This window comes from Actinoallomurus sp. NBC_01490, from assembly GCF_036227085.1.
GTDB classification, from domain to species: Bacteria; Actinomycetota; Actinomycetes; order Streptosporangiales; family Streptosporangiaceae; genus Actinoallomurus; species Actinoallomurus oryzae.
In genome coordinates this window covers 6613663-6638821 of record NZ_CP109433.1, presented here as the reverse complement: position 1 = coordinate 6638821, position 25159 = coordinate 6613663, and the positions used below count along the sequence as shown (strand labels likewise).

The 25159-nt window shown below is 70.1% G+C and carries 23 protein-coding genes; 12 read left to right on the top strand and 11 right to left on the bottom strand.

The features are described 5' to 3' along the window. Position 1: 1 nt before the first annotated feature. Together OG417_RS31045 and OG417_RS31040 are read right to left on the bottom strand one after the other, a co-directional pair. Complete coding sequence (locus OG417_RS31045) at positions 2–388, bottom strand: nitroreductase family deazaflavin-dependent oxidoreductase (protein WP_329236070.1); 387 nt, start codon at positions 386–388, stop codon at positions 2–4. Positions 389–579: 191 nt separating this feature from the next. After that, positions 580–1284: a phosphatase PAP2 family protein gene (locus tag OG417_RS31040; RefSeq protein ID WP_329236067.1), complete on the bottom strand. Its 705-nt coding sequence runs from the start codon at positions 1282–1284 to the stop codon at positions 580–582. 159 nt (positions 1285–1443) lie between these two features. On the opposite strand from OG417_RS31040, the gene OG417_RS31035 reads away from it, so the two are divergent. Next, positions 1444–1983: a cysteine hydrolase family protein gene (locus tag OG417_RS31035; RefSeq protein WP_329236066.1), complete on the top strand. Its 540-nt coding sequence runs from the start codon at positions 1444–1446 to the stop codon at positions 1981–1983. After that, positions 1980–2891 (top strand): GlxA family transcriptional regulator, encoded by a 912-nt coding sequence (locus OG417_RS31030; protein ID WP_329236064.1) that lies wholly within the window; start codon positions 1980–1982, stop codon positions 2889–2891. The genes OG417_RS31035 and OG417_RS31030 overlap by 4 nt, the downstream gene beginning before the upstream one ends. A gap of 3 nt (positions 2892–2894) precedes the next feature. Here the strand turns inward: OG417_RS31030 and OG417_RS31025 are convergent, their stop codons facing one another. The 6 genes from OG417_RS31025 to metX all read right to left on the bottom strand — a co-directional run bounded on the left by OG417_RS31025 (position 2895) and on the right by metX (position 8968). Then, complete coding sequence (locus OG417_RS31025; RefSeq protein ID WP_329236062.1) at positions 2895–3554, bottom strand: methionine ABC transporter permease; 660 nt, start codon at positions 3552–3554, stop codon at positions 2895–2897. Between the two features lies 1 nt (position 3555). Further along, the gene (locus tag OG417_RS31020; RefSeq protein ID WP_329236060.1) at positions 3556–4629 is read right to left on the bottom strand and encodes a methionine ABC transporter ATP-binding protein; all 1074 of its coding nucleotides are present in this window, start codon (positions 4627–4629) and stop codon (positions 3556–3558) included. 52 nt (positions 4630–4681) lie between these two features. After that, on the bottom strand, positions 4682–5638 hold the full coding sequence (locus OG417_RS31015; RefSeq protein ID WP_329236058.1) for a MetQ/NlpA family ABC transporter substrate-binding protein: 957 nt from the start codon (positions 5636–5638) through the stop codon (positions 4682–4684). Between the two features lie 293 nt (positions 5639–5931). Next, on the bottom strand, positions 5932–6414 hold the full coding sequence (locus OG417_RS31010) for a CoA-binding protein (RefSeq protein WP_329236056.1): 483 nt from the start codon (positions 6412–6414) through the stop codon (positions 5932–5934). Continuing rightward, positions 6411–7748, bottom strand: a complete 1338-nt coding sequence (locus tag OG417_RS31005; RefSeq protein WP_329236054.1) for an O-acetylhomoserine aminocarboxypropyltransferase/cysteine synthase family protein — start codon at positions 7746–7748, stop codon at positions 6411–6413. Before OG417_RS31005 ends, OG417_RS31010 begins: the two co-directional genes overlap by 4 nt. Then, a complete protein-coding gene (gene metX / locus OG417_RS31000) occupies positions 7745–8968 on the bottom strand; it encodes a homoserine O-acetyltransferase MetX (RefSeq protein ID WP_329236052.1) in 1224 nt (407 codons plus the stop codon). The genes OG417_RS31005 and metX overlap by 4 nt, the downstream gene beginning before the upstream one ends. Positions 8969–9050: 82 nt before the next feature. Here metX and OG417_RS30995 point away from each other — a divergent pair, with 82 nt between their 5' ends. From OG417_RS30995 to OG417_RS30985, 3 genes are all read left to right on the top strand, one after another. Then, positions 9051–9599 carry an OsmC family protein gene (locus OG417_RS30995; protein WP_329236050.1) on the top strand — a complete coding sequence of 183 codons (549 nt, stop codon included), beginning with the start codon at positions 9051–9053 and terminating at the stop codon, positions 9597–9599. After that, positions 9596–10849, top strand: coding sequence for an NAD(P)-binding domain-containing protein (locus tag OG417_RS30990; protein WP_329262745.1), 1254 nt, complete (start codon positions 9596–9598; stop codon positions 10847–10849). The genes OG417_RS30995 and OG417_RS30990 overlap by 4 nt, the downstream gene beginning before the upstream one ends. Positions 10850–11191: 342 nt before the next feature. Further along, a complete protein-coding gene (locus tag OG417_RS30985) occupies positions 11192–16450 on the top strand; it encodes an AAA family ATPase (protein WP_329236048.1) in 5259 nt (1752 codons plus the stop codon). A gap of 127 nt (positions 16451–16577) precedes the next feature. On the opposite strand, the gene OG417_RS30980 is transcribed toward OG417_RS30985, so the two are convergent. From OG417_RS30980 to OG417_RS30970, 3 genes are all read right to left on the bottom strand, one after another. Further along, complete coding sequence (locus tag OG417_RS30980; protein ID WP_329236046.1) at positions 16578–17318, bottom strand: sulfite exporter TauE/SafE family protein; 741 nt, start codon at positions 17316–17318, stop codon at positions 16578–16580. Between the two features lie 82 nt (positions 17319–17400). After that, positions 17401–18933, bottom strand: a complete 1533-nt coding sequence (locus tag OG417_RS30975) for a sodium:solute symporter family protein (protein WP_329236044.1) — start codon at positions 18931–18933, stop codon at positions 17401–17403. Continuing rightward, entirely contained in the window at positions 18930–19172 is a 243-nt protein-coding gene (locus tag OG417_RS30970) for a hypothetical protein (protein ID WP_329236042.1), read from the bottom strand. Before OG417_RS30970 ends, OG417_RS30975 begins: the two co-directional genes overlap by 4 nt. A 314-nt stretch (positions 19173–19486) precedes the next feature. Here OG417_RS30970 and OG417_RS30965 point away from each other — a divergent pair, with 314 nt between their 5' ends. The 7 genes from OG417_RS30965 (at position 19487) to OG417_RS30935 (ending at position 25132) form a co-directional block, all read left to right on the top strand. Further along, positions 19487–20401: a fumarate hydratase gene (locus tag OG417_RS30965; protein ID WP_329236040.1), complete on the top strand. Its 915-nt coding sequence runs from the start codon at positions 19487–19489 to the stop codon at positions 20399–20401. After that, entirely contained in the window at positions 20391–21008 is a 618-nt protein-coding gene (locus OG417_RS30960) for a FumA C-terminus/TtdB family hydratase beta subunit (RefSeq protein WP_329236038.1), read from the top strand. The genes OG417_RS30965 and OG417_RS30960 overlap by 11 nt, the downstream gene beginning before the upstream one ends. Next, positions 21001–21690: a succinate dehydrogenase/fumarate reductase iron-sulfur subunit gene (locus tag OG417_RS30955; protein ID WP_329236035.1), complete on the top strand. Its 690-nt coding sequence runs from the start codon at positions 21001–21003 to the stop codon at positions 21688–21690. The genes OG417_RS30960 and OG417_RS30955 overlap by 8 nt, the downstream gene beginning before the upstream one ends. Next, a complete protein-coding gene (locus OG417_RS30950) occupies positions 21674–23401 on the top strand; it encodes an FAD-binding protein (protein ID WP_329236033.1) in 1728 nt (575 codons plus the stop codon). Before OG417_RS30955 ends, OG417_RS30950 begins: the two co-directional genes overlap by 17 nt. Beyond that, complete coding sequence (gene sdhC / locus OG417_RS30945) at positions 23398–23901, top strand: succinate dehydrogenase, cytochrome b556 subunit (RefSeq protein WP_329236032.1); 504 nt, start codon at positions 23398–23400, stop codon at positions 23899–23901. Before OG417_RS30950 ends, sdhC begins: the two co-directional genes overlap by 4 nt. Then, positions 23898–24290, top strand: a complete 393-nt coding sequence (locus OG417_RS30940) for a hypothetical protein (RefSeq protein ID WP_329236030.1) — start codon at positions 23898–23900, stop codon at positions 24288–24290. The genes sdhC and OG417_RS30940 overlap by 4 nt, the downstream gene beginning before the upstream one ends. Positions 24291–24391: 101 nt before the next feature. Further along, positions 24392–25132, top strand: coding sequence for a FadR/GntR family transcriptional regulator (locus OG417_RS30935; protein WP_329236028.1), 741 nt, complete (start codon positions 24392–24394; stop codon positions 25130–25132). Positions 25133–25159: the final 27 nt, after the last annotated feature.

Sequence of the window (25159 nt, the reverse complement as noted above, 5' to 3'; positions counted from 1 at the left end):
CCTACCGAGCCTCGAGCCGGAACACCGGATGCCGGGCGGCCTCGGCGGCGAACTCCTCGACCGCGGCGTCCTTGCCCACGTCGAAGTAGGCGCCGACGGAACGCGGGTGCTCGGCCAGATACCGCTTGAGGACCGGCGCGGCCTCCGCCGCCGGCAGCTCCGTGACGGCGAAAGACTCACTCGTACGGCCCCGGCTGAGCGTCACGCGGCCGGCCGCACGGGCGTTCCGCACCCAGCCGCCCGGCCCGTACGGAGCGACGAGCCAGCGGCCCTCGGCGTCCTCCAGCGGAGCGACCGGTGTCGTCCGGGGGACGCCGGTCTTGCGCCCCGGCACCGTCAGCAGGTGGATCCCGGGCGGCCCAACGCCCTTGGTCAGCAGGAACGTCATGACTCGGTCGCGAAGGCGTCCGGATAACGTCGGCCGGTAGGCGCGTGCCACGGTCAGGTCTCCTCTCCCGCACCGTCGTGCGGTGGTGCCGGCGGGCGGACCACCTCACGCGTCTCCAGACTGACAGATTCGCGACGGCAGGGACAGGAGCCGCGGGCGCTCGGCGTACGGGGCGGACGGCGGCGCCGCGATCAGGCGTCGGCGGCGGGATCCCCGTCGCGCGGCCGTACGGCCGGGAGGCGGGGGAGGACCATGGCCGCCAGGCCGAGCAGCAGGACCGTCATCAGCCATCCGCCGGCCACGTCGGTCGGCCAGTGCACGCCGAGATAGATCCGGGTGAGCCCGACGGCGGCCGCCCACAGCGCGAGAAGGGACACCGCGACCGTACGCGGCCACCCGCCGTCGCGCCGGCACAGCGCCCAGATCAGCAGCCCGGCCGCCGTCGCCGAGGTCACCGTATGTCCGGAGGGAAAGGCGAACCCGGAGACGTGGACCGCCCAGTCGGCCGACGGAGGACGCGAGCGGCCGATGGCGGTGGCCAGCCCGAACCGCAGGAGCTGCACCACCAGCAGCACCAGCATCGCCGCGACGGCGGCCAGCGCCCGGCCGCGGGCGCCGCGCCCGGTGAGCGCCCCGGCGGCCAGCGCGAGCACGTACGGCACCACGCCGACGCCGGTGGCGGTGAGATCGGCGGCCACCGCCCTCGCCGCGCCGGGACGATGGGCGAGACTCCAGCGATGCAGTGCCAGATCGGATGAGAACGGCCGTCCGTGCCGAATCACGACGGCCGTGAACAGCGCCACCAGCAGAACGGCCGCGACCGCCACGGTGATCTTCCCCGCCTGCGCGAGAACCGAGGCGCGGACCGACGGCAGGTCGGCGGCTCGGGTACGCATCGCTCGACACTACCGCAGCCGTACTACACCAGTAGTATTCGCGGCCGGTACGGCCCGGGTGGTTCGACGTCCGCACGGAGCGCCCCATGACCGGATCGTTCCGGTACGCGGCTGGATCAAGCCTTCCGGTCTCGTACCCACCCTGGTCAGAGTGGGAGCATGAACCGAGCGCTCATCGTGCTGGATGTCCAAGAGTCCTTTCGCGCCCGCCCGGAGTGGGACCGGATCGCCGATCCGGACATCGCGGAGCCGGTCAACCGGCTGGTCCGCCTCGCCCGCGCGGGCGGTGACCTGGTGGTCTGGGTGCTCCACGCCGAGCCCGGCAGCCAGGACGTGTTCGACCCGGCGCTGGGTCACGTGCGGCTGCTGGAGGAGCTGGAGCCGCCAAGGCCCGGCGAGCCGGTACTGCACAAGACCTCTCACAACGCCTTCACCACCACGAACCTGCAGCGGTTGCTGACCGAGGCCGGCGTCCGCGAGCTGACGGTCTGCGGCATTCGCACCGAGCAGTGTGTGGAGACCACCGCCCGGGTCGGCAGTGACCTGGGCTATCGGGTCGTCTTCGTCACCGACGCCACCACGACCGAACCGGTCGGCGGGCTCACCGCCGGCGAGGTCACCGAGCGCACGGAGGCGGTGCTGCGGGACCGGTTCGCCCGGATCGCGACGGTGGCAGAGCTGGAGGCATCGAAGGTGTGAGCCAAGTCGTGTTCGTCCTGCTGCCGGGGGTCCACGTGCTCGACGTGGCGGGCCCGGCCCAGGTGTTCGATACGGCGGCCTGCTTCGGGCGGCCTTACCGGCTCGTCTATGTGGCCGAGCGCGAACACGTCCCCAGCGCCCAGGGACTGCCGCTGACCGCGAGCGTCCGGTGGCCCGACCTGGGCGCCGACGACCTGATCGTGGTGCCGGGCTGGCGAGCGTCCACATTGCGCGAGGGACCGGCGCCGGGCCCGTCCGGGGTGGAATACCTGCGCGCTCACCACGCCGCCGGGGGCACCGTCGTCAGTGTCTGTGCGGGGGCGGATGCACTGGGCCGGGCGGGCCTGCTGGACGGGCGCCGGTGCACGACCCACCATGAGCTCCAGGACGAGCTGGCGGCCCGGTACCCCCGGGCGACGGTGGTACGGGACGTGCTGTTCACCACCGACGGCCGGGTGATGACCTCGGCGGGAATCGCCAGCGGCATCGACCTGGCGCTGCACCTGCTGGCGGTCCGGCACGGCCCGGCTCTCGCCGCCCGGGTGGCGCGGGACATGGTCATCTACGCGCGCCGCAACGGTCACGAGCCGCAGGCGAGCGCCATGCTGCGGCACCGTTCGCACGTGGACGACACCGTGCACCGCATCCAGGACCTCATCGACGACCGGCTCGCCCAGCCGCTGCCCCTGGCGTACCTGGCCGCTCGCGCCGGCGTCAGCGAACGCACCCTCACCCGGCTGTTCAGCCGCGCCACGTGCGGGCTGACGCCCCTGCGCTACCAGCAGGCGCTACGGCTGGAACGCGCCCAGCACCTGATCGACAACGGATCGACGGTGGAGGCCGCGGCCCGCGAAGTGGGTTTCGAGGACGCCCGGATGCTACGGCGGCTCCGCGCCCGCGTTCGGTGACGGTCAGCGGCGTAGTGCGCGGCGGGCGAGCCGGTTGCCGAGGAACTGCCCCGCCTGGACGATGACGATGATCACGCCGACGGTGATGTAGACGATCGGCCAGTTGTACCGCTGCGACCCGTACGTGATCGCGAAGTCGCCGAGACCGCCGCCGCCGAACAGGCCGGCCTGTGCGGACATGTCGACGACCGCGACGAAGATGAACGTGTAACCGAGGATGATCGGGCCGAGTGCCTCCGGGATGAGCACCGTGACGATGATGCTCACCGGCCGGGCCCCGGTGGCGCGCGCCGCCTCGATCACTCCGGGGCTCACCGTCAGCAGGTTCTGCTCGACGATGCGGCTGACCGCGAACGCCGCGGACAGCGACAGCGCGAAGGTGACCGCGTTGGTGCCGATCGTGGTGCCGATGGTGTGCAGCATCAGCGGCTGGATCGCGGTGAGGAAGATAACGAACGGGATCGGCCGGACGACGTTGACGAGGATGTTGGCGACGACGTACACGGGCCGGTTGGCCATCAGGTTGCCCGGCCGGGTCGCGTACAGGATGAGTCCGATGGCCAGGCCGAGTACCCCGCCGGCCACCACGGAGATGAGCACGATGTAGAAGGTCTGCCCGATCGCCTCGCGGAAGACCGACAGGTTGTCGACGAACTCGTGCATCTCAGTCCTCTTCCACCAACTCGACGCCGTCGGCCCGCAGCGCCGCCAGCGCGGCGTCCACGGCGTCCGGCGGGCCGGTCAGCTCGAAGGTGAGGCTCCCGACCGGCCGATTCTGCAGCTCGCTGATGCCGCCGAAGACGATCTCCGCCGCGACCTCGTGGCGCAGGAACGTGGCGGCCAGCGCGGTCTGGAATCCGGTACGGTCGCGCACCCGTACGGTGACGAGGCGGCCGGGGTGCGTGCGCCGCAGCCGCGCCAGCGTCTCGGCCGACGGCCGGTCGCGCAAGGTGGTGCCGACGAAGCGGACGGCGGCCTCGGTGCGCGGATGGGCGAAGACCTCGTACACGCTGCCGGACTCCACGAGCTCGCCGCCGTCCAGCACCGCCACCCCGTCCGCGATGCTGCGGATGACGTCCAGCTCGTGGGTGATGATGACGATGGTGACGCCCAGCTCACGGTTGACCCGCCTGAGCAGCGCCAGCACCTCGCCGGTCGTCTCCGGGTCGAGCGCGCTCGTGGCCTCGTCGGCGAGCAGGAGGGAGGGCTCCGTCGCCAGGGCGCGGGCGATGCCCACCCGCTGCTTCTGCCCACCGGACAGTTGCTCCGGATGGTCGTGGGCGCGGTCGAGCAGCCCCACGAAGTCCAGCAGCCGTGCCACCCTGCGGTCGCGTTCGGACCGTTCGACATTCGCGACCTTGAGCGGATACGCGACGTTGCCCGCGACGGTGCGCGACTGGAAGAGGTTGAACTGCTGGAAGATCATGCCGATGTCGCGCCGCACGCCACGTCGTTCGCGTTCGGACAGGGCCGTGAGCTCGTGCGGTCCGACGTGGACCCGCCCCTCCGAGGGCGTCTCCAGCCCGTTGATCAGCCGGACCAGCGTGCTCTTGCCGGCACCGGAGTGCCCGATGACGCCGAAGACCTCGCCGCGGGAGATCTCCAGGCTCACGTCGTGCAGCGCGGTCAGCGGCGCGCCGCCCCGGCCGTTCGCCGGGAAGTGCTTGGTCACGTGCTCCAGGCGCACGTAGGCCTCGGTGGGCGAGGCCGGCTCAGTCTCGCTGGTGGTGACGGACATCGTCGCACCGGGCGGCCCGGCACCGTACGGTCCCGGGCCGCCCGTCCCCTTTCTACTTCTTGGCCGCCTGGGCCTGCGCCTCGACGGTCTTCAGCTCCTGCTGCAACGTCGCCGCCGGCAGGTTGCGGAACACCGCCGTTCCCGCGTTGGAGGCCTGGACCCCCTTCTCCACCGACGGGTCGTGGTACAACGCGGCCAGCTTCAGGTACGTCGGGTCGTCCTTGTCCTCGGCGCGGGAGACGAAGATGTTCACGTACGGGGCGGCGATCGGACTCGCCGGGTCGTCCTGGAAGATGGCGTTCGTCTTCGCCAGCTTCGCGTTCGTGGCGTAGTTGTTGTTGACGATGGCCGCGGCCGCCGACCCGTTCAGCACGGCGCGGGCGGTCTGCGACGCGTCGAGGGTTACCACGTCGACCCGGTGCGAGGTGATGTCGGAGGTGTCGGAGAACGCCGTGCCGCCGTTCTTCAGCGTCACGAGCTTGGCGGCCTGCAACACCAGCAGCCCGCGCGCCTCGTTGATCGCGTCGTTAGGGATCGCGACCTTGGCTCCGTTCGGCAGCGCGTCCGGCGTGCGGTACTTCAGCGAGTAGAGCGGCAGCGGGTAGACCGCCGTCGCACCGATGGGTTGCAGGTCGTCGTGCGCGGTGACGTTGTAGTTCGCCAGGTACTGAATGTGCTGGAACTCATTGAGGTCGAGCTGCTTCTCCTTCAACGCGGGGTTCGGCTGGCTGTAGTCGTTGAAGTTCACCAAGGTCACTGTGACGTTCAGCCGTTTCTTCGCCAGCGCCGCGAACGTCTTCCAGTACGGCTCGGACGCGTCGGCGACGCCGATGCGCACCGTCTTGCCGTCGCCGGATCCGCCGGTGACGGCGACCACGATCGCGACGACGACGATGACGGCGGCGACCACCGCCGAGACGATCCACGCGATGCGACGTCTGCCGCCGGACCGGCGTTCCGGCAGCCGGGGTTCGGCCGCCGGTTCGCTGGATGCGGACGAATCGGACACAACAACCTCCGGGGGTTCATCGATGAGGGCACCGGCCGGGGCTCGACCGGCCGGGTGAAAAGGGGAGATGCGTCGCCGTCAAGGGCGACGCCGTGCCGTTCTCATCGACAACAGAGGCTGCTCGCGACCTGCGCGTAGTCGACCACGCGCCGAATGGTCAGCAGCAACTCACGCCGGGGCGGCACCCCGGCCCGGCGGAATGTCACCGGCGGCAGCGGACCAAAAACCATGGTTTTCATGCTATTTAAATAGGTAATACCGGCGCAAGTTGGTAGCCGATCGGCCTCCGGCCGCTACTGCAGACCGGCGCGGACGGACGTGATGCGCTGCGTGTTGAAGCCCAGCCAGTGCATCCGGCCCACGTAACGGGCGTGCTCGATCTTGAGACAGCGGTCCATGATCACCGTCACGCCGCCGTCCTCGGCGATGCGCGCGCCCTCCTCGTTGATCACGCCGAACTGGCACCAGAGGGCGTTCGCGCCGATCGTCACGGCGTCTCGCGCGATGCCCGGCAGTGCGTCCGGTGCGCGGAAGACGTTCACGACGTCCACCGGCCCGGGGACGTCCAGCAGGCTCGCGTAGGACTTCTCCCCGAGGATCTCCGTCTCACGAGGATTGACGGGGATCACCCGATAGCCGTGCCGCTTGAGGTAGTAGCCGACGAAGTAGCTCGCCCGCAGCTCGTTGGCCGACAGGCCCACGATCGCGATCGACCTGGCGTTGTGGAGCGTCCGCTGGATCGTCAACGGGTCCTGGTACCGCCCGAGATCGCTCATGAGTTCGCCACCTTCTCTCCCGATGCGGCGGCGACCTGTGCGAAGCCCCGCTCCAGATCCCAGATCAGGTCCTCGACGGACTCGGTGCCGACCGACAGGCGTACCGTGCCCGGCCCCACGCCGGCCGCCCGCAGCTCCTCGTCACCCAGCTGGCGGTGCGTGGTGCTGGCGGGGTGAATGACCAGGCTCTTCGCGTCGCCGACGTTCGCCAGGTGGGACCAGAGCGTCAGGCCGCCGATGAGGCGCTGCCCGCCCGTCCGGCCACCGGAACAGTCGAACGAGAACACCGCGCCGGCGCCGCGCGGCAGGTACTTCTCCACGAGCGGCCGGTACCTGCTCGCCGGCAGGCCCGGGTAGGTCACGTTCGAGGCCAGCTCGTGCGCCTCGAGGAACTCCGCGACCGCCCGGGCGTTCTCGACGTGGCGCTCCATCCGCAGCGACAGTGTCTCCAGTCCCTGCAGGAACAGGAAGGCGTTGAGCGGCGCGAGCGCCCCGCCGAGGTCACGCAGGGTCTCGGCCCGCAGTTTCATCAGATAGCCGTACGTCCCGAAAGTCTCGTGGAACCGCAGGCCGTGGTAGGCGGGCGACGGATCCGCGACCACGGGAAACCGCCCGTTGGACCAGTCGAACGTCCCGGCCTCCACGACGACGCCGCCGATGCTCGTGCCGTGGCCGCCGATGAACTTGGTCGCGGAGTGGATCACGATGTCGGCGCCCCACTCGATCGGGCGGCACAGGTACGGCGTCGCGAACGTGTTGTCGACGATCAGCGGCAGTTCGTGCTCGTGCGCGATGGCCGCGACGGCCTCGAGGTCCAGTACGTTCCCGGCCGGGTTGCCGATCGTCTCGGCGAAGAACGCCTTCGTGTTCGCGCGCACCGCGGCTCGCCAGGCGTCCGGATCATCGGGATCGACCCAGGTCAGCTCCACGCTCATCTTGCGCAGCAGGTGCTTGAGCTGGTTCACCGTCCCGCCGTAGAGCGCCGAGGACGAAACGACGTGGTCGCCCGGCTGCAGCAACGTGAACAGCGCGGCCGCCTGCGCCGCGATCCCGCTGGCGAACGCCACCGCGCCACAGCCGCCCTCGAGGTTCGCCACGCGCTCCTCGAACACCGCGACGGTCGGGTTCATGATGCGCGAGTAGGTGTTGCCGTACTCCTGCAGGTTGAAGTACGCCGCCGCGGACTCGGGGTCCTCGAACACGTAGCTGGTGGTCTGGAAGATCGGCACCGCGCGTGCGCCGGTGTTCGGGTCGGGCCGTTGCCCGGCGTGCAGCTGCCGGGTCTCGAAGCCGAACGCGCGGGCCTCTTCGGTACGGGAGGGGGTGTCGGTCACTCGGTCATCTTCCTCGACGTCATCTCGTTCAGGAACCGGCGGATGATGGGCGTCTGCCGCGCCTCCTCGAGCAGGAAACAGTCATGGCCGTACGGCGCGTCGATCACGTGGAGCTCCACCGGCCGGCCGATGGCGCGCAGCGCCTCCGCGATCTGCTCCGACGCGGCGGGCGGATACAGCCAGTCGGAGCTGAACGCGATCAGCAGCGTCCGTGCCGAGACGCCGTCGAGCGCCCGCACGAGCGACCCGCCCCCGTACTGCCGAGCGAGGTCGAAGTACGTCAGCGCGCGGGAGGTGTACAGGTAGGTGTTGGCGTCGAAGCGCTTGACGAACGACTCGGCCTGGTGGCGCAGGTAGCTCTCGACCTCGAACTCCGGCTCGGTGATCGTGTAGCGGACGTCGTCGGCGAACTGCAGCCGCCGGCCGAACTTCTCGCTCAGCCCCGGCGCGGACAGATACGTGATGTGGCCCACCATCCGGGCCACGCCCATGCCGGCGTCGGGCGCGCGACCCGTGCCGTGGTAGTGGCCGCCCTGCCAGGCCGGGTCGCGCATGATCGCGTCGCGGGCGATGGCGTTCCAGGCCACACCCTGCGGGTGGAGGGCATGCGTGCTGGCGATCGGGATGACGGCGTCGACCTGGCCGGGGTACCGGATCGCCCACTCGAGCGCCTGCATCCCGCCGAGCGAACCCCCGGCCACCGCCGCGAGCCGCTCGATGCCGAGCGCGTCCAGGAACGCGCGCTCGGTCCGCACCATGTCCGCGACCGTGATCACGGGAAAGTCCGAGCCGTACGGCCTGCCGGTCGCCGGGTCGATCGACGACGGTCCCGTCGTGCCGCGGCAGCCGCCGAGCAGGTTCGTGGAGACGACGAAGAATCGGTCGGTGTCGAACGCCTTGCCCGGACCGATCATCCCGTCCCACCAGCCGAGACCCTGGCCGGCCGTCCCGTCGCGGTCCTCGGCCCCGAACCCGTCGCGCGTGCTCTCCGTGAGCTGTGCCTTGGCGAGGCCCGCCGCGTGGGCGTCGCCGCTCAGCGCGTGGCACACCAGGATGACGTTGTCGCGCCGGGGTGAGAGGACGCCGTACGTCTCGTACGCCACGCGAACCGGGTACAGCTCTCGACCGCAGTCGAGCCGTACCGGCTCCGGCAGGTCGAGATGCCGCGTTTCGACCGTACCGACCGAGCCTGCCGCGAACGTGGTGACCGGCTCTGTCATGGGGCCTATGGTGCCCGCCGTTGCCGGTGTATTGTCAAGCATTCCGGTAGGAATACTGAGAGCAAGAGGGGCGTCACAGGACATGACCACGGTCGTCAACGGAGTCAACGTGCAGGCACTGCTCGAAGCGCGCGAGGCGCTGAAGAGCGCGCCCGAGGCCGCGCAGTTCACCTGGAGGGCGAACTCCAAGTGGCAGAAGGGCGTCCACAGTACGACGACGATCCAGGGCTTCTTCGGTCTCGGGCAGGAACAGAACCACAAGACCGAGGCGGTCTTCGACGCGGACCACCCGGAGGTCTTCGCGGCGGAGGACAACGGCATCACGCCGATCGAATACCTCCTCGTCGGCCTGGCGAGCTGCCTGACGGCGGGCGTGGCGTCCGTCGCGCAGAATCGCGGCATCCAGCTGCGCTCGGTCGAGGCGACGGTCGAAGGCGCACACGACATCCGCGGCATCCTCGGCGTCGACAGCGACGTCCGTAACGGCTTCAACGACGTCAAGGTGACGTTCACCATCGACGCGGACGCGTCACAGCAGGACATCGAGGCGCTGGTGGCCCAGTCCCAGAAGCGCTCCGCCGTCTTCGACGCTCTGACGAACCCGACGAACGTCACCGTCGAAGTCGCCTGAGGGGTCACGTCATCGAGCGCGTCACGACCGTCGTCATCGGCGCGGGGCACGCGGGCCTCGCCGTGAGCCACTTCCTCAGCGACCGGTCGATCGACCATGTCGTGCTGGAACGCGGCGAGGTCGCGAACTCCTGGCGGCGGGAGCGCTGGGACTCGCTGCGCCTGCTCACTCCCAACTGGCAGAGCCGCCTGCCGGGCCACCGCTACGAGGGCCCAGACCCCGACGGCTACATGACCATGGGGGAGGTCATCGAGTTCATCGAGCGCTTCGCCAAGATTTCGAACGCTCCCGTCCGGACCGGCGCGAACGTCACGTCGGTCCGGTGCGCCGGCGACGGATACCACGTGACGACCAGCCGCGGCGAGATCCGCTGCCGGACGGTGGTCATCGCGAGCGGCGCCTGCAACCGGCCGTCGGTGCCGCCGTTCAGCGACGCGGTTCCGGCATCCGTCGTGCAGCTCACGCCGTTCGACTACCGCGGCCCCGCGGATCTCCCCGACGGCGGCGTTCTCGTCGTGGGAGCGTCGGCGACCGGCGTACAGCTGGCGGCCGAGCTGAGGCGGTCGGGCCGGCCGGTGACCCTCTCCGTGGGGGAACAGGTGCGGTTGCCGCGCACGTACCGCGGACGTGATGTGCTGTGGTGGATGGACGCCTCGGGCCGGTGGAACCAGCGGTACGACGAGGTCGACGACCTCACGCGGGCCAGGCGGCTGCCCTCGCCGCAACTCGTCGGGACCCCCGAGCGGACGACGCTCGACCTCAACGCGCTCACCTCGATGGGTGTCGAACCGGTCGGCCGCTGGGCGGCGGTACGCGACGGGCGCGCGCTGTTCTCCGGCGGGCTGCGTAACGTGTTCTCGCTCGCGGACCTCAAGATGAACCGCCTGCTGGACACGTTCGACGAGTGGGCGTGGACGAACGGGCGTGAGGCCGAGGTCGCTCCGCCCGAACGCTTCGAGCCGACGCGCGTGCCCGAGTCGCCGCGGCTGCAGGTCGACCTGCGCAGCGGCGAGATGGCCACGATCGTGTGGGCGACGGGTTTCCGGCCCGACTATGAATGGCTCGACGTGCCGGTGGTCGATGAGAAGGGCGGCCTGCGCCACGAGGGCGGGGTCGTCGACATCCCGGGACTGTACGCGGTGGGCCTGCCCGTGCTGCGACGGCGCAAGTCCACCTTCATCTACGGCATCGAGGATGACGCGCGCGAGGTGGTCGACCACCTCGCGCGCCACCTGACCGGCCGACAATGACTCATCGGACTCATGTGTCCACGCACGCTCATGCCCGGCGGCACATCACATCAGCGGTGAAGGGGGTGCGTATCGTTTATCTGACCGCGTAAGACGGTGTCGTATGGGGGAGCGCGGGTGCTGCCGGGCCGGGATCCGCCCGTTCGGGCCGAAACAGTCCACGAGAGTCAACAGACGCGTGTCACGCGCCTGGTCTTCTCCGATGGGCGTTCTGTTGTGGTGAAGGAGCCGTTGGGGCCGGATGCTCAGCGGCGGTTGTCGCATGAGCTGGCGGTTCTTGAGCGGTTGCGGGGTGTGGTGGGGGTTCCGCGGCTGGTGGAGGAGCCGCGGTGTGCTGGGGCGATGGTGATGGCGGATGTGGGTGGGGTGTGTCTGGCGGATTCGCCCAAGCCCTGGGTGGTCGGTGATGTGGTGGGTTTGGGGTTGGGGTTGGCGCGGGTGGTGGCGGGGGTGCATCGGCGGGGTGTGGTGCATCGGGATATTTCGCCGGCGAACGTTCTTGTCGGTGGTGGTGGGCCGTGGTTGGTGGATTTCGGGTTGGCGTCGTCGTTTGTGGAGGTTCGTCCGGAGTTCACGCATCACAGCGAGATCGTGGGGACGTTGGAGTATCTGGCGCCGGAGCAGACGGGGCGTACGGGGCGGCCGGTGGATCAGCGTGCTGATCTGTATGCGTTGGGTGCGACGTTGTATGAGCTGGTGACGGGTGGGCCGCCGTTCGGTTCGGGTGATCCGTTGCGGTTGACTCATGATCATTTGGCTCGGGTGCCGGTGCCGCCGGATCGGGTGAATCGGGCGGTGCCGGGGGTGTTGTCGGCGATCATCATGCATCTGTTGGAGAAGGAGCCGGACAACCGGTATCAGACGGCCGAGGGTGTGGTTTATGACCTGGAGCGGTTGCGGGCGGCGGGTGCGGTGGCGGGGCTGCGGGTGGGGGAGCGGGATTTTCCGTTGCGGTTGTTGCCGCCGTCGCGGTTGGTGGGGCGGGATGGTGAGGTCGCGGCGTTGGAGGCGGCGTTTGAGGAGTCGTTGGCGGGCCGGTGTCGTGGGGTGTTGGTCGCGGGGGTGCCGGGGGTGGGGAAGACGGCGTTGGTGGATGAGTTGCGGCCGGTGGTGACGGGGCGGGACGGCTGGTTCGTGGCGGGCAAGTTCGATCAGTATCGGCGGGATCTGGAGTTCGACGCGGTGCGGCAGGCGTTCCGGGCGCTGGGGCGGTTGTTGCTGGCCGAGCCGGAGGATGAGCTGGCCGAGGTTCGGCGGAGGATCCTGCGGGAGGTCGGGTCGAATGCGGGTTTGTTGATCACGGTGGTGCCGGAGTTCGCGGCGTTGCTGGGGGTGCGGCCGGATCCGGGGGATCCGTTGACGACGCAGGTGCGGGCGCAGCGGATGGCGGTGGATGTGTTGCGGGTGGTGGCGTCGCGGAAGCGGCCGGTGGTGGTGTTCATCGATGACCTGCAGTGGGCGGGGCGGACGCCGGTGGGGTTCGTGGAGATGATGCTGAGCGAGGACTCCACCGACGGTCTGCTGCTGGTGGGGGCGTATCGGGAGGGGGGTGTGGAGGCGACCCATCCGCTGGCGGCGCCGTTGTCGCGGTGGCGGGAACGGCCGCAGGTGCGGCATCTGCGGCTGGCCAACCTGCCGGTGTCCGCCACGATCGACATGGTCGCGGAGATGCTACATGTCGAGCCGCCCAGAGCGGCGGGCCTGGCGGAGGCGATCGGTCCGTACACGTCCGGCAATCCGTACGAGACCGTTGAGCTGCTCAACACGCTGCGCAGTGGCGGCCTGTTGGCGGCGACGGCCACCGGATGGCGGTGGGACGCGCCGGCCGTGGACACTCACCTGGGCCGATGCGATGTCGCCGGCCTGTCGGCGGCGCGGTTCGAAACCATGTCGGCGCCGTCGCGGCAGGTGGTGGAGGCGATGGCATGCCTGGGTGGACGCGTCGAGACGCATTTGCTGCGGGTGGCCGTCGATGAGCCGGCGGAGGTGGTGGAAGAGGCGCTGGCGCCGGCTTTGGAGGGTGGTCTGCTGGTGATCGAGCCTGGGGTGCGTCCGGCGGTGCGGTTTCGTCATGACCGGATCCGGGAGGTGATCCTGGGCGGGCTGGATCCCGCACGGCGGCGCTCTTTGCGGCTGGCGTTGGCGCGGCGGCTCGCCGCGGTGCCGGAGTGGTTCGCGGTGGCGGCGGAGCAGTACCTGCCGGTGGTGGAGGCGGTCGATGATCCCGCGGAGCGGCGCCGGGTGGTGGAGTTGCTGCGGCGGGCCGCCGACCAGGCGGTCCTGATCGGTGACTACGCGCTGGTCAACGCGCTGCTGACGGCGGCGCTGCGGCTGGTCGATCCGAGCGAGACCGCCACGCTGGCCCAGGTGCACACCGGCCGCCACGCCGCCCTGTACGGCCTCGGGCGCCTGGACGAGGCGGACGAGGAGTACCGCGTGATCGTCCGACTGTGCGACAGCGCCACAGAGCGGGCGGAGGCGACGTGTGTGCAGGTGAGAAGCCTGACCAACCGGAACCGCATCGCGGAGGCGATCACTCTGGGCATCGAGTCGCTGCGCGAGTGCGGCATCCCCGTCCCGGCGGCGGACCGCCTCCCCGCCGAACTCGACCACCAGTTCCACTATCTGTACCGGTGGCTGGATCACACCGAAACGGCCGACGACGTGGCTCGGCCGGACATCACCGATCCCACTCTGCTCGCCGCGGCCGATCTGCTGACCGCGATCATGCCGGCGACCTACTTCGCCGCCGACTCCGCCACCTTGTCGTGGCTGAGCATGGAGGCGTTGCGGATCTGGATCGAACACGGCCCGGCCCGCGCCCTGCTCGCCCCGGCGAGTCACGCCGCCCTGTACCCCGTGTTGCTGCGTGACGACTACGCCGCCGGGTACCAGGCGATTCGGCGGATCCTGACGCTGGGCGAGGCGCGCGGCCACGAGCCCGACACTTCGCGGGCGCGGTTCGTGTTCGCCGTCATCGGCAGTTGGTTCGAGCCGATCGAGAACACCGTCCGAGCGGCCCGGCAGGCCCGCGAGGGGCTGATCGCGGGAGGCGACCTGACCCACGCCGGCTACACCTACTACCCGGCCGTGGGAGGCCTGCTGGACAGCGCGCCCTCGCTGGAGGACTGCGTCACCGAGACGAACGAGGGGCTGGCCTTCGCGTGGCGTACCGGCAACGAACAGACCGGCCAGTTGCTCGACAGCTACCGGTGGCTGCTCGGGGTGCTGCGCAACGAAGGCGCCGGTGCGGCCGGTGAGCCGGCGCCCGACGGATACGCCGGCAACCGGATGGCGCTTCTCTACGCTCACGTCAACCACGCGATCGCGGCCGCCGTCTTCGGTGACCTGGCCGGCCTGGCCCGGCACACCGCCGCGGCGATGCCGCTGCTGCCGATCGCGCCGGGCATCTACCCGGCCGACCTGACGCGCCTGTTGCGTGGACTGGCCCTTGCCTGGCAGGCCCGCGGCACCCACGGCGGCGAACGTGACCGGCTGCTGTCCGAACTGGAGGAGGTGACGCGGTGGCTGGCCGCCCGCACCGCGGACGCACCGGCGAACCTCCGGCACCTGATGCGGTTCGTCGAGGCCGAGCGCGCCTGGGCGATCGGCGACTTCCGCGTCGCGGCCATCGCCTTCGACGCCGCCCGGCGCGAGGTCGCCAAGCGCCGGCGCCCCTGGCACCAGGCGCTGATCGCCGAACGCGCGGCCCGCTTCCACCTCGCCCACGGCGTCGAACACGTCGGCTATGACCTTCTCCTCGAAGCGCGCCGCGAGTACCTCGCGTGGGGCGCCACCGCGAAGGTCGCCCAGCTCGACTGGGCGTACCCGCGTCTGCGGCCACAAGGCGAGACGACCGCCGAGCGGTACGGCGAGGTGCCCGGGGATGACGTCCGTCAGCGGGCCGCCGTTCCGACCGGGACCCTCGACCTGCTCGGCATCCTGTCCGCGTCGCAGGCCCTGAGCTCGGAGACCGGCGTCGAACGGCTGCACGCCCGCGTGGTCCGGGTGCTCAGCGCGATGACCGGCGCCACCGGCGTGCACCTGCCGCTGTGGAGCGAGGACCGGCACGGCTGGTCCCTGCCGGCCCCGGGCGGCGGCACCACCATGCTCAGCGGAAAGGGCAACGAACGAGCGGTCCCGATGTCGGTGCTGCGGTACGCGCGGCGCACCGGTGAGCCGCTGGTGGTGGGTGACGCCACCCGCGACGACCGCTTCGCCCGCGATCCCTACTTCTCCGACGTGACCTTCTGCTCGCTGCTGGCCGTGCCGATCCTCAGCCGCGGCACGTTGCGGGCGGTGCTGTTGCTGGAGAACCGCCTCATCCGTGGAGCGTTCACGGCCGAACGGCTCGACGCCGTCAGGCTCATCGCGGGTCAGCTCGCGGTGTCGCTGGACAACGCCCATCTGTACGCCGAGTTCCGCCGGATCGCCGATGAGCAGGCGGCGCTGCGGCGGGTGGCGACGCTGGTCGCCCGTGGTGTGGCGCCGGAGTCGATGTTCACGGCGGTGGCCGAAGAGGTCACCACGCTCCTCGGCGCCGACGACACGGCGGTCGTGCGGTTCGAACCGGACGGGGAGACGACGGTGATGGGAGGCACCGTGCTCCCGCTCTCCCGACCGGGTTCGCGCGGCAGGCTTCCCCCGGACTCGGCCCTGGCCGCCGTCCAGGCGACGGGTCGTGTGGCCCGCCGCGACCTGGACGACTCGCGGCGGGCGAACCTCCCCGACACCGCGTTGCCGGGATCCGGCTCCGAGGTCGCCGGTCCGATCGTGGTGGAGGGCCGGGTCTGGGGCGCGATCGGCGTCGGGTCGGGCCGCGAACCGCTGCCCCCGGACACCGAGCAACGACTGGCCGACTTCACCGAACTCGTCGCGACCGCCATCGCCAACGCCGCCAGCCGCAACGAGCTCACCAACTCCCGCATGCGGATCGTCGCCGCCGCCGACCAGGCACGCCGCCGGATCGAACGCGACCTGCACGACGGCGCCCAGCAACGCCTGGTCTCCCTGACCCTGCGCATACGCGCCGCACAGGCGGCGGCACCCCCACACCTCACCGAACTCCTCACCGAACTCGACGACCTCGCCGCCGAGGCCACCGACGCGCTGGACCAGCTCCGCGAGATCTCCCGCGGCATCCACCCCGCCATCCTGGCCAAAGGCGACCTCGCCGCGGCCCTGCGCACCCTCGCCCGCCGCTCACCCATCCCCGTCCAGCTCACCGTCCGCACCAAAGGACGCCTCCCCGAACACGTCGACGTCAGCGTCTACTACCTCGTCGCCGAAGCACTGACCAACGCCGCCAAACACGCCCACGCCTCCCTCATCACCGTCACCATCGAAACCGACACCACCGGCACCGTCCTGCACGTCACCGTCCGCGACGACGGCGTCGGCGGCGCCGACTTCTCCCGCGGCACCGGCCTGCTCGGCCTCAAAGACCGCGTCGAAGCCCTCGGCGGCCGCATCCGACTCGACAGCCCCCGCGGCACCGGGACGAACCTACGCGCGGAACTCCCGCTCACCACCACGAACGACGCCAAAGGGGAGCCGACGCCTCCCGGCCGCGACCTGCCCACCGCGTCCCCCTCAGGGTGAAACCGCAGGTGAGGTGCTCTGGTTCGAGATCATCGGCGGGGAGACGCAGGCGGCCTGGCCAAAGCCGTGCGAGGGATCTTCGCGCTGTCCGGGCGCGGGCCGAAGAAACGGGTGGCGGTCCAGGTCGTCACCAGAGGGCGTTCGCCATCGCCACCAGCGCGGACACGATGATGATGACCAGGGCGAGCGTACGGAACCGCGCCGTCGATAGGCGCGGAGCGATCCACAGCCCCACCCGGTTGCCGGCGAGCGCCGCCACCGCCCATACGGGGAGGGCGGTGGTCAGGATCGAGACGGCCAACGTATGCCGGAGAGCGAGGATGACCAGCGCGAGGCTGTTCGAGGCGGCGAAGTAGCCGGCGAGGTCGGCGATGAATGTCAGCGGCATCGCGCCGTCGCCGGCGAGTAGTAGTGCGGGCGGGAGTCCGTTCAGCGAGGTCGTGGTGCCGAGCAGGCCCCCGAGAAAGCCGGCGGTGAGCGGGGCCGCGGTGGCCGGCGGCGGCTGTCGTGGCCGTAGGTTCAGCGCAAGCGCGACGCCGGCGGCCAGAGAACACGCTCCGGCGACCAGTGTGATCAGGCGTACCGAGATGACCGACAGCGCTTGAACGCCGAGCAGCGCTCCAGGCACGCTGCCGATCACCAGCAGCAGAATTCGGCGAGACGCCATGTGCGCCCGCAACTGGAAGACGACGACGATTCGTGTGAGGAGGGCCGTCGAGAGGTTGGTCGTGACGACCTCACCGGGAGTCAGCCCGAGCAGCAACAGAGCGGGCGTGCCGACGAGCGATGTTCCGAAGCCGGTCGCGCCGCCGACGAGGGCGGCGAGCGCGATGACGAGACTGCCGGCGGCGAGCTTCAGGAACGCCATGTCGCCTCGCAGCCGTCGTGCCCCGCCCGGGCGGGGCACGACGGCTGCGGCAGGCCGGAGCGGCGATCGGTGATCGGCACGCTCAGGCCCCTTCGGCGGCGGTGCGTGGAGTCGTGGTCACCTTCTTCCGGCGTTCGCCGGCGGTGGCCTCTTCGTCCGCCGCGACCAGGTCGAGCGTCTCGCGTACCGATTCGATGCCGTCGACCGCGGGTGTCACGAGGCTTACCGCCGCGAACGCGAGGAGGTTCGCGGCCAGGCCGATGAGTCCGGTGTTGATCCCCCACAGAGTGTCGTGGCCGGTGAGCTGGAGATATCCGGTCACCGCCCAGCCTGTGAGCAGGCCGGTCAGCACGCCCTGTTTGGTCGCCCGCCGCCAGAAGATGCCGCCGACGACGACGGCGGGGAACAGCTGCGCGATGAAGGCGTACGCGAGCAGCAGCACGTTGACGATGAGCGCGGGCGCCCACAGCGTGATGATCAGCGCGGTGAAGGTGAGCGGGAAGACGAGCGCCCGGGTGAGCCAGAATACGGTCCGGTCGGCCGTCTGCGGCCGCAGTTGTTGCACGACGTTCTTGGCGAGCAGGCTGGCCGAGGTCATCACGATCGGCCCGCCGGGGACGATCGCGGCCAACATCGCGGCCACCACGATCAGCACGAGCGCCCAGCCGGGGAAGATCTCTTTCGCCATCGTCATCACGACGTTGTTGCCGGGGTGCCCGCTGCCGAGCGCCATGACGGCGGCGAACCCGACGATCAGGACGGCGACCTTCACGAGCTGGTAGAACGGCATGAACACGGCTTGTCGCTTCAGCGACCGCGGGCTCTTGGCGGTGAAGGCGGCGCCGAACCACTGTGGCCACATCCACTGGCCGAGTCCGGTGAGCAGAACGGTGGACCACAGCCACGTCGGACCGAGGTCCTTCGCCACCTTGCCGAGCTCGAAATACTGAGGAGTCCGCGTGTTGAAGGCGTTGAACATCTTTCCGAAGCCGCCGAAGTAGTGCACGGGCACCGCGATGAAAATGGCCGCGATGGCCACGAACATCAGGAGGTCCTTGGCGACCGACTGCATCGCGTTACCCCGGATGCCGCCGATGAACACCGCGATCGCCAGCACGGCGAAGCCGATGAGATTGCCGACCACCGGGGAGACGTTGCCGCCGAGCACGTGAAAGATCGCGGCAAGGCCCTCGATGTTGAGGTCGATGTAGGCGATCATTATCAACGCGCTGGCGAACGCGGTGAAGATCCCCAGTCCTCTGCTGCGATAGCGGTGTGCGATGAAGTCGGCCTGGGTGACGTGGCCGTACCGTTTGCCGAGCGCCCAGATGCACGGCAGGACGAGGAAGGCGACCGCGTACGAGACGTCGTTCTGCGCGACGTTGTAGAAACCGGCGGCACCTTTCGTGTAGGAGTATCCGGCCAGCCCCTGGAAGGTGAACGCGGTGTAGATCTCGCTGCCCAGCAGGAACCACAGGAGTACCGACCCCATCCCGCGGTGGTGGACAAGCCACCCTTCGAGGTCGTTGTTGTGGGTGCGCCCGAGCATCGCGCCGACGATGAGGATGGCGAAGGTCAGCAGCAGGCTGAGGGCGAGGATGACCGAGCTGCTCATCTGTTGGGACCCTTCTCTCGCCGCCGGGCGAGTTTCCGCATGGCGCGTTGGTCGTAGAAGTAGAGAGCGGCGATCAACCCCGGCACCACAAAGGGCAGCAGGACGAACCAGAACAGCATTGGCGGCATGCCTGCGATGGTGGAACTGGCGTCGTTGAAGAACCACACGGGCGCGCCGACATAGAGGATGAGGATGAGGGACACGAGGAACGCCCATGCCCAGACGATCAGCCTTGCCATGTAACCACCTTGTTTCGTGGACCGAGGTCTGACCACTGGCCCTGCACTGTAGGAAGTGATCCAGGACACGTCAAGGGTTGGATCTGCCCGTTGACCGACCGACGGACCGCTGCCTAGCATGAGCAATGAGTGGTCAGACCTCAATCCACTCTCATGTCGATATGGCAGCTGGTTCGCCCGGCGAGACCAACTTGCCCACAGCACTTCACGCAGGTACGGGGCCACGCCCGGAAAGAGCACGGCGCGCCGGCGACCGCGGCCGGGCGCGCACCGCCCTCAACTGATGCCCCCACGCCGCCACAACGGGAGGTTCAGTGACTTCCTCCACCACCGAACTCACCACCACCACCTCAGCCGCGACGCTGTATGAGGACCTTGCGGAGATCTCCAGCGCGCTCTACAAAAAAGCCCTCACCGATCTGCCGCCGGACGTCCGCGGCGCGGTCTCGGCCGCCCAGAACCGGGAGAGCGGACTGGCGCGGCGGCGACTCGACGTCATGGTCAACGCGATCGGCACCTCCGACCGGACGGGCATCATCGTCTGTCAGGACACCGGGATCTGCGTGTTCTTCGTCCGCATCGGAACCGAGTTCGCGGTGAACGGCGCACGCCTGATCGCCGCGCTACGCGACGGGATCGCGCGGGCCACCGTCCGCTACTCGCTACGGTCGAGCATCGTGCACCCGCTCACCCGGGAGAACGACCAGAGCAACACCGGCCGGGGCGTGCCGGTGGTGCACGTCGACTTCGTCGACGGCGCGGACGACCTTGACATCCTGCTCCTCCCCAAGGGGTCGGGATCGGAGAACATGTCCTTTCTCAAGATGCTCACGCCGGCCGATGGGCAGGCGGGCATCAAGAAGTTCGTGCTCGACAGTGTCGTCGCCGCCGGCCCGAAGCCCTGCCCGCCGACCGTTGTCGGGGTCGGCCTCGGCGGAACCGCCGACGAGTGTGCGGCACTCGCCAAGCGCGCCACGCTGCGTCCGATCGGCGAGCCGCATCCCGAGCCGGAGATCGCCGAGCTGGAAGCCGGGCTACTGGAAGCGATCAACCAACTCGGCGTCGGTCCGCAGGGGCTCGGCGGCGCGACGACATCGTTCGCCGTCCACGCGGAGTACGCCTACACGCACATCTCGATGAACCCGGTCGCGGTCAACATCCAGTGCTGGCGCGGCGAACGAGCCCGGGCCACGATCCACGCGGACGGGAGGGTCGAATATGGCTACTGACACCGGCCCGAAGCGGCTTGGCACCCCGCTCGACTCCGAGACGGTCGCGTCCTTGCGTGTCGGCGACGAGCTGTTCATCGACGGGGTCATCTGGGGTGTCCGCGACGCCACGCTGATCCGGTTCTTCGACGAGGGCCGGCGAGTCCCCGCGGACCTGCGCGGCGGCATCTTCCTGCACACCGCGCCGAGCGTACGGCGCCGGCCGGACTCCGGCTACGATCCGGTCTCCGTCGGCACCACGACGTCCATGCGGATGGATCGCTTCACCCGCTCCTGCCTTGCCGAGCTCGGCATCGCCGCGATCGTCGGCAAGGGCGGCCTGAGCGATGAGTCCTCGGCCGCGTTTCGCGAGCACAACGGCGTCTACCTCTCGATCGTCGGTGGTGCGGCGAGCGTTCAGACGGAGCAGATCGAGCAGATCGAGGACGTGTTCTGGCCCGACCTGATGCCCGAGTGTCTGTGGAGGTTCCGCGTGCGCGACTTCGGGCCGCTGTTCGTGACGATGGACTCGACGGGCGCGTCCTCCTACCGAACGGTCGGCGAGCAGGCCGAGGCCCGGCTCGCCGCCGCCTACCGGGCGCTCGGGATCGAGGTGAGTGATGAGTGAGCCGCTGCGGGTGCGGGTCGCCCGCAGCGACCCGGCGGCGCGTACGGACTTCGAGGTCGCCTGGACGCCCCCGATGACCGTCCTGGACGTGCTGCTCGCCATTCAGCGGGACCACGATCCGTCCCTGGGATTCCGCTTCTCCTGCCGGGTCGCGATGTGCGGCACCTGCACGTTGCGCGTGAACGGCTCCAGCGTCCTCGCCTGCCAGACGAAGGTGGAGCCCGGCCGGCTGCGGATCGATCCCATGGCCGGCTTCCCCATCGTCCGCGACCTGATCGTGGACGTCGGCGCGTTCTGGCGGGAGTGGGCGGCGGTCACTCCCTACCTCGTACCGCGGGACGGTCTGGACGAGCCGGCCGTGATCCCGCCGGACACGCCGGAGCGGCGGCGCATCGACCCCTCCCTCGACTGCATCACCTGCGGGGCCTGCTTCTCGAGCTGCGCGATCGCCGACGACCGGCGCGACTTCATCGGCCCCGCCGCGCTCAACCGGGCGATGGTCTTGATCGCCGACAGCCGGGACGCGGGGGGAGAGGAGCGGCTCGACGTCGTCACGCGGGCCCAAGGGGTCGATCGATGCCACTACGTCTACGGCTGCACTCATGCCTGCCCCAAGGGATTGGACCCCGCCGGGGCGATCCGGGCACTGCGGCGATGGAGGACCCATGGGCTTCCCGACTGAGCCGGACGTCATCGACACCGACGTCGCCGTCATCGGCAGCGGAGGAGCCGGCCTGATGTGCGTACTGCACGTGCACGCGGCCGACCCGCGGCTGTCCGTGGCGCTCGTGAGCAAGGGGGCGGTCGGCCGGTCCGGCTGCACGCGCATGGTGCAGGGCGGTTACAACGCGGTCCTCGATCCGTCGGATTCGATCGACGCGCATTTCCGAGACACCCTCGACGGTGGTAAGTACCTCAACGATCAGGAACTCGCCTGGACTCTCGTCAACGACGCCCCCCGTGTGATCAACGAGCTCGAGACGCGGGTCGGCTGCTTCTTCGACCGCGGGCCGGACGGGCGGATCAACCAGAAGGCGTTCGCGGGTCAGAGCTTCGACCGCACGGTTCACCGCGGTGATCTGACCGGCATCGAGATCATGGGCCGATTGCGGGATCAGATGTTCCGTGTCGGCCCACGCGAGTTGGAGGACGTCCGCGCTCTCGACCTCGTCCGGGACAAGGACGGAGAGCTCGCCGGGCTCACCGCGCTGGACTGGCGCACCGGCCGCGCCATGCTGATACGGGCGCGCGTCATCGTGGTGGCCACCGGTGGCGCTGCGACGATGTGGAAGATCGCCGCACCGGCGCGGGAGAAGACGGGCGACGGGGTGGCCATGTGCTACCGCGCCGGCCTGCCGCTGCGCGACATGGAGATGCTGCAGTTCCACCCCACCGGCCTGCTCGCCGGGGCCTCACGGCTGACCGGCGCCGTACTGGAAGAGGGACTACGTGGCGCGGGCGCCCGGCTGCTCAACGCCGACGGCGAGCGCTACATGTCCCGGTACGACGCCAGGCGCATGGAGCGCAGCACCCGAGACGTCGTCGCGCGGGCGAGCTACACCGAGATCATGAGCGGGCGCGGCACTCGTTTGGGGGGCGTCCACATCGACATCTCCCACCTTGGGGCGGAAGAGGTCGAGCGCAGGTTCCCCGGCATGGTCGCGCGTACCCGCCAAGTGGGGCAGGACCTCGCCACCGGGCCGGTCGAGGTGTCGCCCACCGCTCATTTCCACATGGGCGGTGTGATCATCGATCGCGACTGCCGTACGGAGATGGCGGGCCTGCTGGTCGCGGGCGAGGACGCCGGCGGCACGCACGGCGCCAATCGGCTCGGCGGGAACGGCGTGGCCGAATCGACCGTCTACGGGGCACGTGCCGGCGATCAGGTGGCCCGCGAGGCGGCCGGTCGCCCGCTGCGAGACCCCGATCCCGAGGAGGTGGCCGCGTCGATCCACCAGGCGTACGCGCCGCTGCGCCGTGAATCGGGGCCGTTGCCGTTTCCGCTGACCACCGAGTTGAAGGAGCTGATGTGGGCGCGCTGCGGCGTGGTCCGCGACCGTGACGGTCTCCTCGCCGCGCGCACCGCGCTGGACCGGCTGTCCGAGCAGGTGGCGGCCGTGCGCGCGCCGGGGCCCGCGGCCGCGAACTACACGTGGCAGGAGGCGCTGGACCTGGTGAACCAGGTCACCGTGGCTCAGTTGGTCGTCGAGTCGGCGCTCGCCCGCGAGGAGTCGCGCGGCGCTCACTACCGCTCCGACTTCCCCGAACGTCGCGACGACGCCTGGCTCCGCTATGTGATCGTCCGTCGCGTCTCGGACGGCCGCCCGGACCTGTCCACCCGGCCGGTCGAGGCGACCCGGCTGGTCCCCGAGCCAGAGGAGACCGCACCGTGACCTGTGCACAGGGAGTGTTCCTGGCCGGCCTCGCGCTCATCCTGCTCGCCGTCGGAGCGTTCGGCGCGGTGATGCTGCGGGCGGCCGCACGCAGCGATGGTGGCGCCTACCCGACCCGCTCGCTCTTCTGGCGGCTGGTGCGCTCGCCGGCCGAGCGCACCGAGTACCACCGCTGGGCCTTCTACCTGCACCGGCTCACCGGCGTCCTGGTGTTCGGCTTCCTCGCGCTGCACCTCTCCGACATCGCCCTGTACGGGTTCGGCCCGTCCGCCTACGCGAACGTCCACCGCCTGTACGGGACGGCGGTGCTGCGCGTCTTCGAATGCGGGCTGCTCTTCGCGATCCTCTTCCACACGTTGAACGGTCTGCGGCTGATCCTCGTCGACCTGGCCGATCTCGGAGTCCTCGGCGCACGGCGGCTGCTGGAGGCGGTCGCGTTGCTCACCGCCGCGCTGGGAATCGCCGGCAGCGCCGTCATCCTGGGTCCGGTGATCTCATGAACGTGCTTCCTCGCTCTGGTCGCGGGCCGGACACCGCCCACCGCGCCGTTTCCGGCCGGCTCGTGGCGTACCTGCTCATCCGGGTCACCGGCGTGCTGCTGGCGGTGCTCGTACTCGGCCATTTCACGGTGACGCACATAACGACCGACGTGGCGCGGACCGGACCGGCCTTCGTCGGGCGCCGCTGGCACTCGGCGCTCTGGGTCACGTGGGACTGGCTGATGCTGGCCGCGGTGCTGGCGCATGCCGGGTGCGGCCTGTGGGTGGTGGTGGAGGACTATGTCACCGGTCCGACCGCACGGCGCCGCGCGCACGCGCTGCTGGTCACCGTGACCTGCGTCCTGATGATCGTCGGTAGCGTCGTGGTCGCCGACGTGGTGCTCGGCTGAGTCCGATCCGACGACGGCCACACCGTGCGTGGCGCGTCCGCGTATCCTTGGGGCGACTGGTCAGAGATCCGACCACTAGCCACTGATAAGGAGATGCCCTGATGTGGCGCAAGCTCGGGCGTGGCAGCGTAGCGCGCCAGGTGGAGGCGCAGATCGTCGAGGCGATCGACAACGGCGAGCTCTCTCCTGGCGACCGGTTGCCACCGGAGCGGGAATTCGCGGAGATGCTCGGGGTGAGCCGCCCGACCATCCGTGAGGCCGTCGGTTCCCTGAAGGCGCGTGGGCGGGTGCGGGTGGTCCATGGGCGAGGCGTCTACATCGCCGACCCGGAGACGACCCGGGAGCTGCGGCTCGCGCTGGACAACGAGGCGATCACCATGGACGAGTTGTTCGCCATGCGTGAGGTGCTGGAGGTTCCCGCCGCGGGCTGGGCGGCGGCCGAGCAGGACACCGCCCGGCTCGACCGGGTACGTGCGGCGCTCGACGAACTCAACGCCGCGGCGGCGCGGGAGCCTCTGGACTACGCGGAGTTGCAGCGGCTCGACTCGGCCTTCCACATGGCGATCGTGGACGCGGCGGGCAACCGGTTTCTGCGTCAGAGCCTGGGTGTGCTGCAGGAGATCCTCTCCCGGGGAATGCAGACCACGCTGACGGTTCCAGGGCGCCTGGAGAAATCGCGGCAGGACCACGAGCGGATCCTGGCGGCCTTGCTCGCGGGCGATGCGGCCGCGGCCCGGTCCGCCGCCCGGCGCCATGCGCGAGCGGCGTACCGGACCGCGGTCCAGCGCCTGCGCGCCGAGGCTGCGGACGGATCGGCCGCGGGGCCTCACGCCATGGTGTGACCGTCTCGATCGTCCGGGTACCGGTTC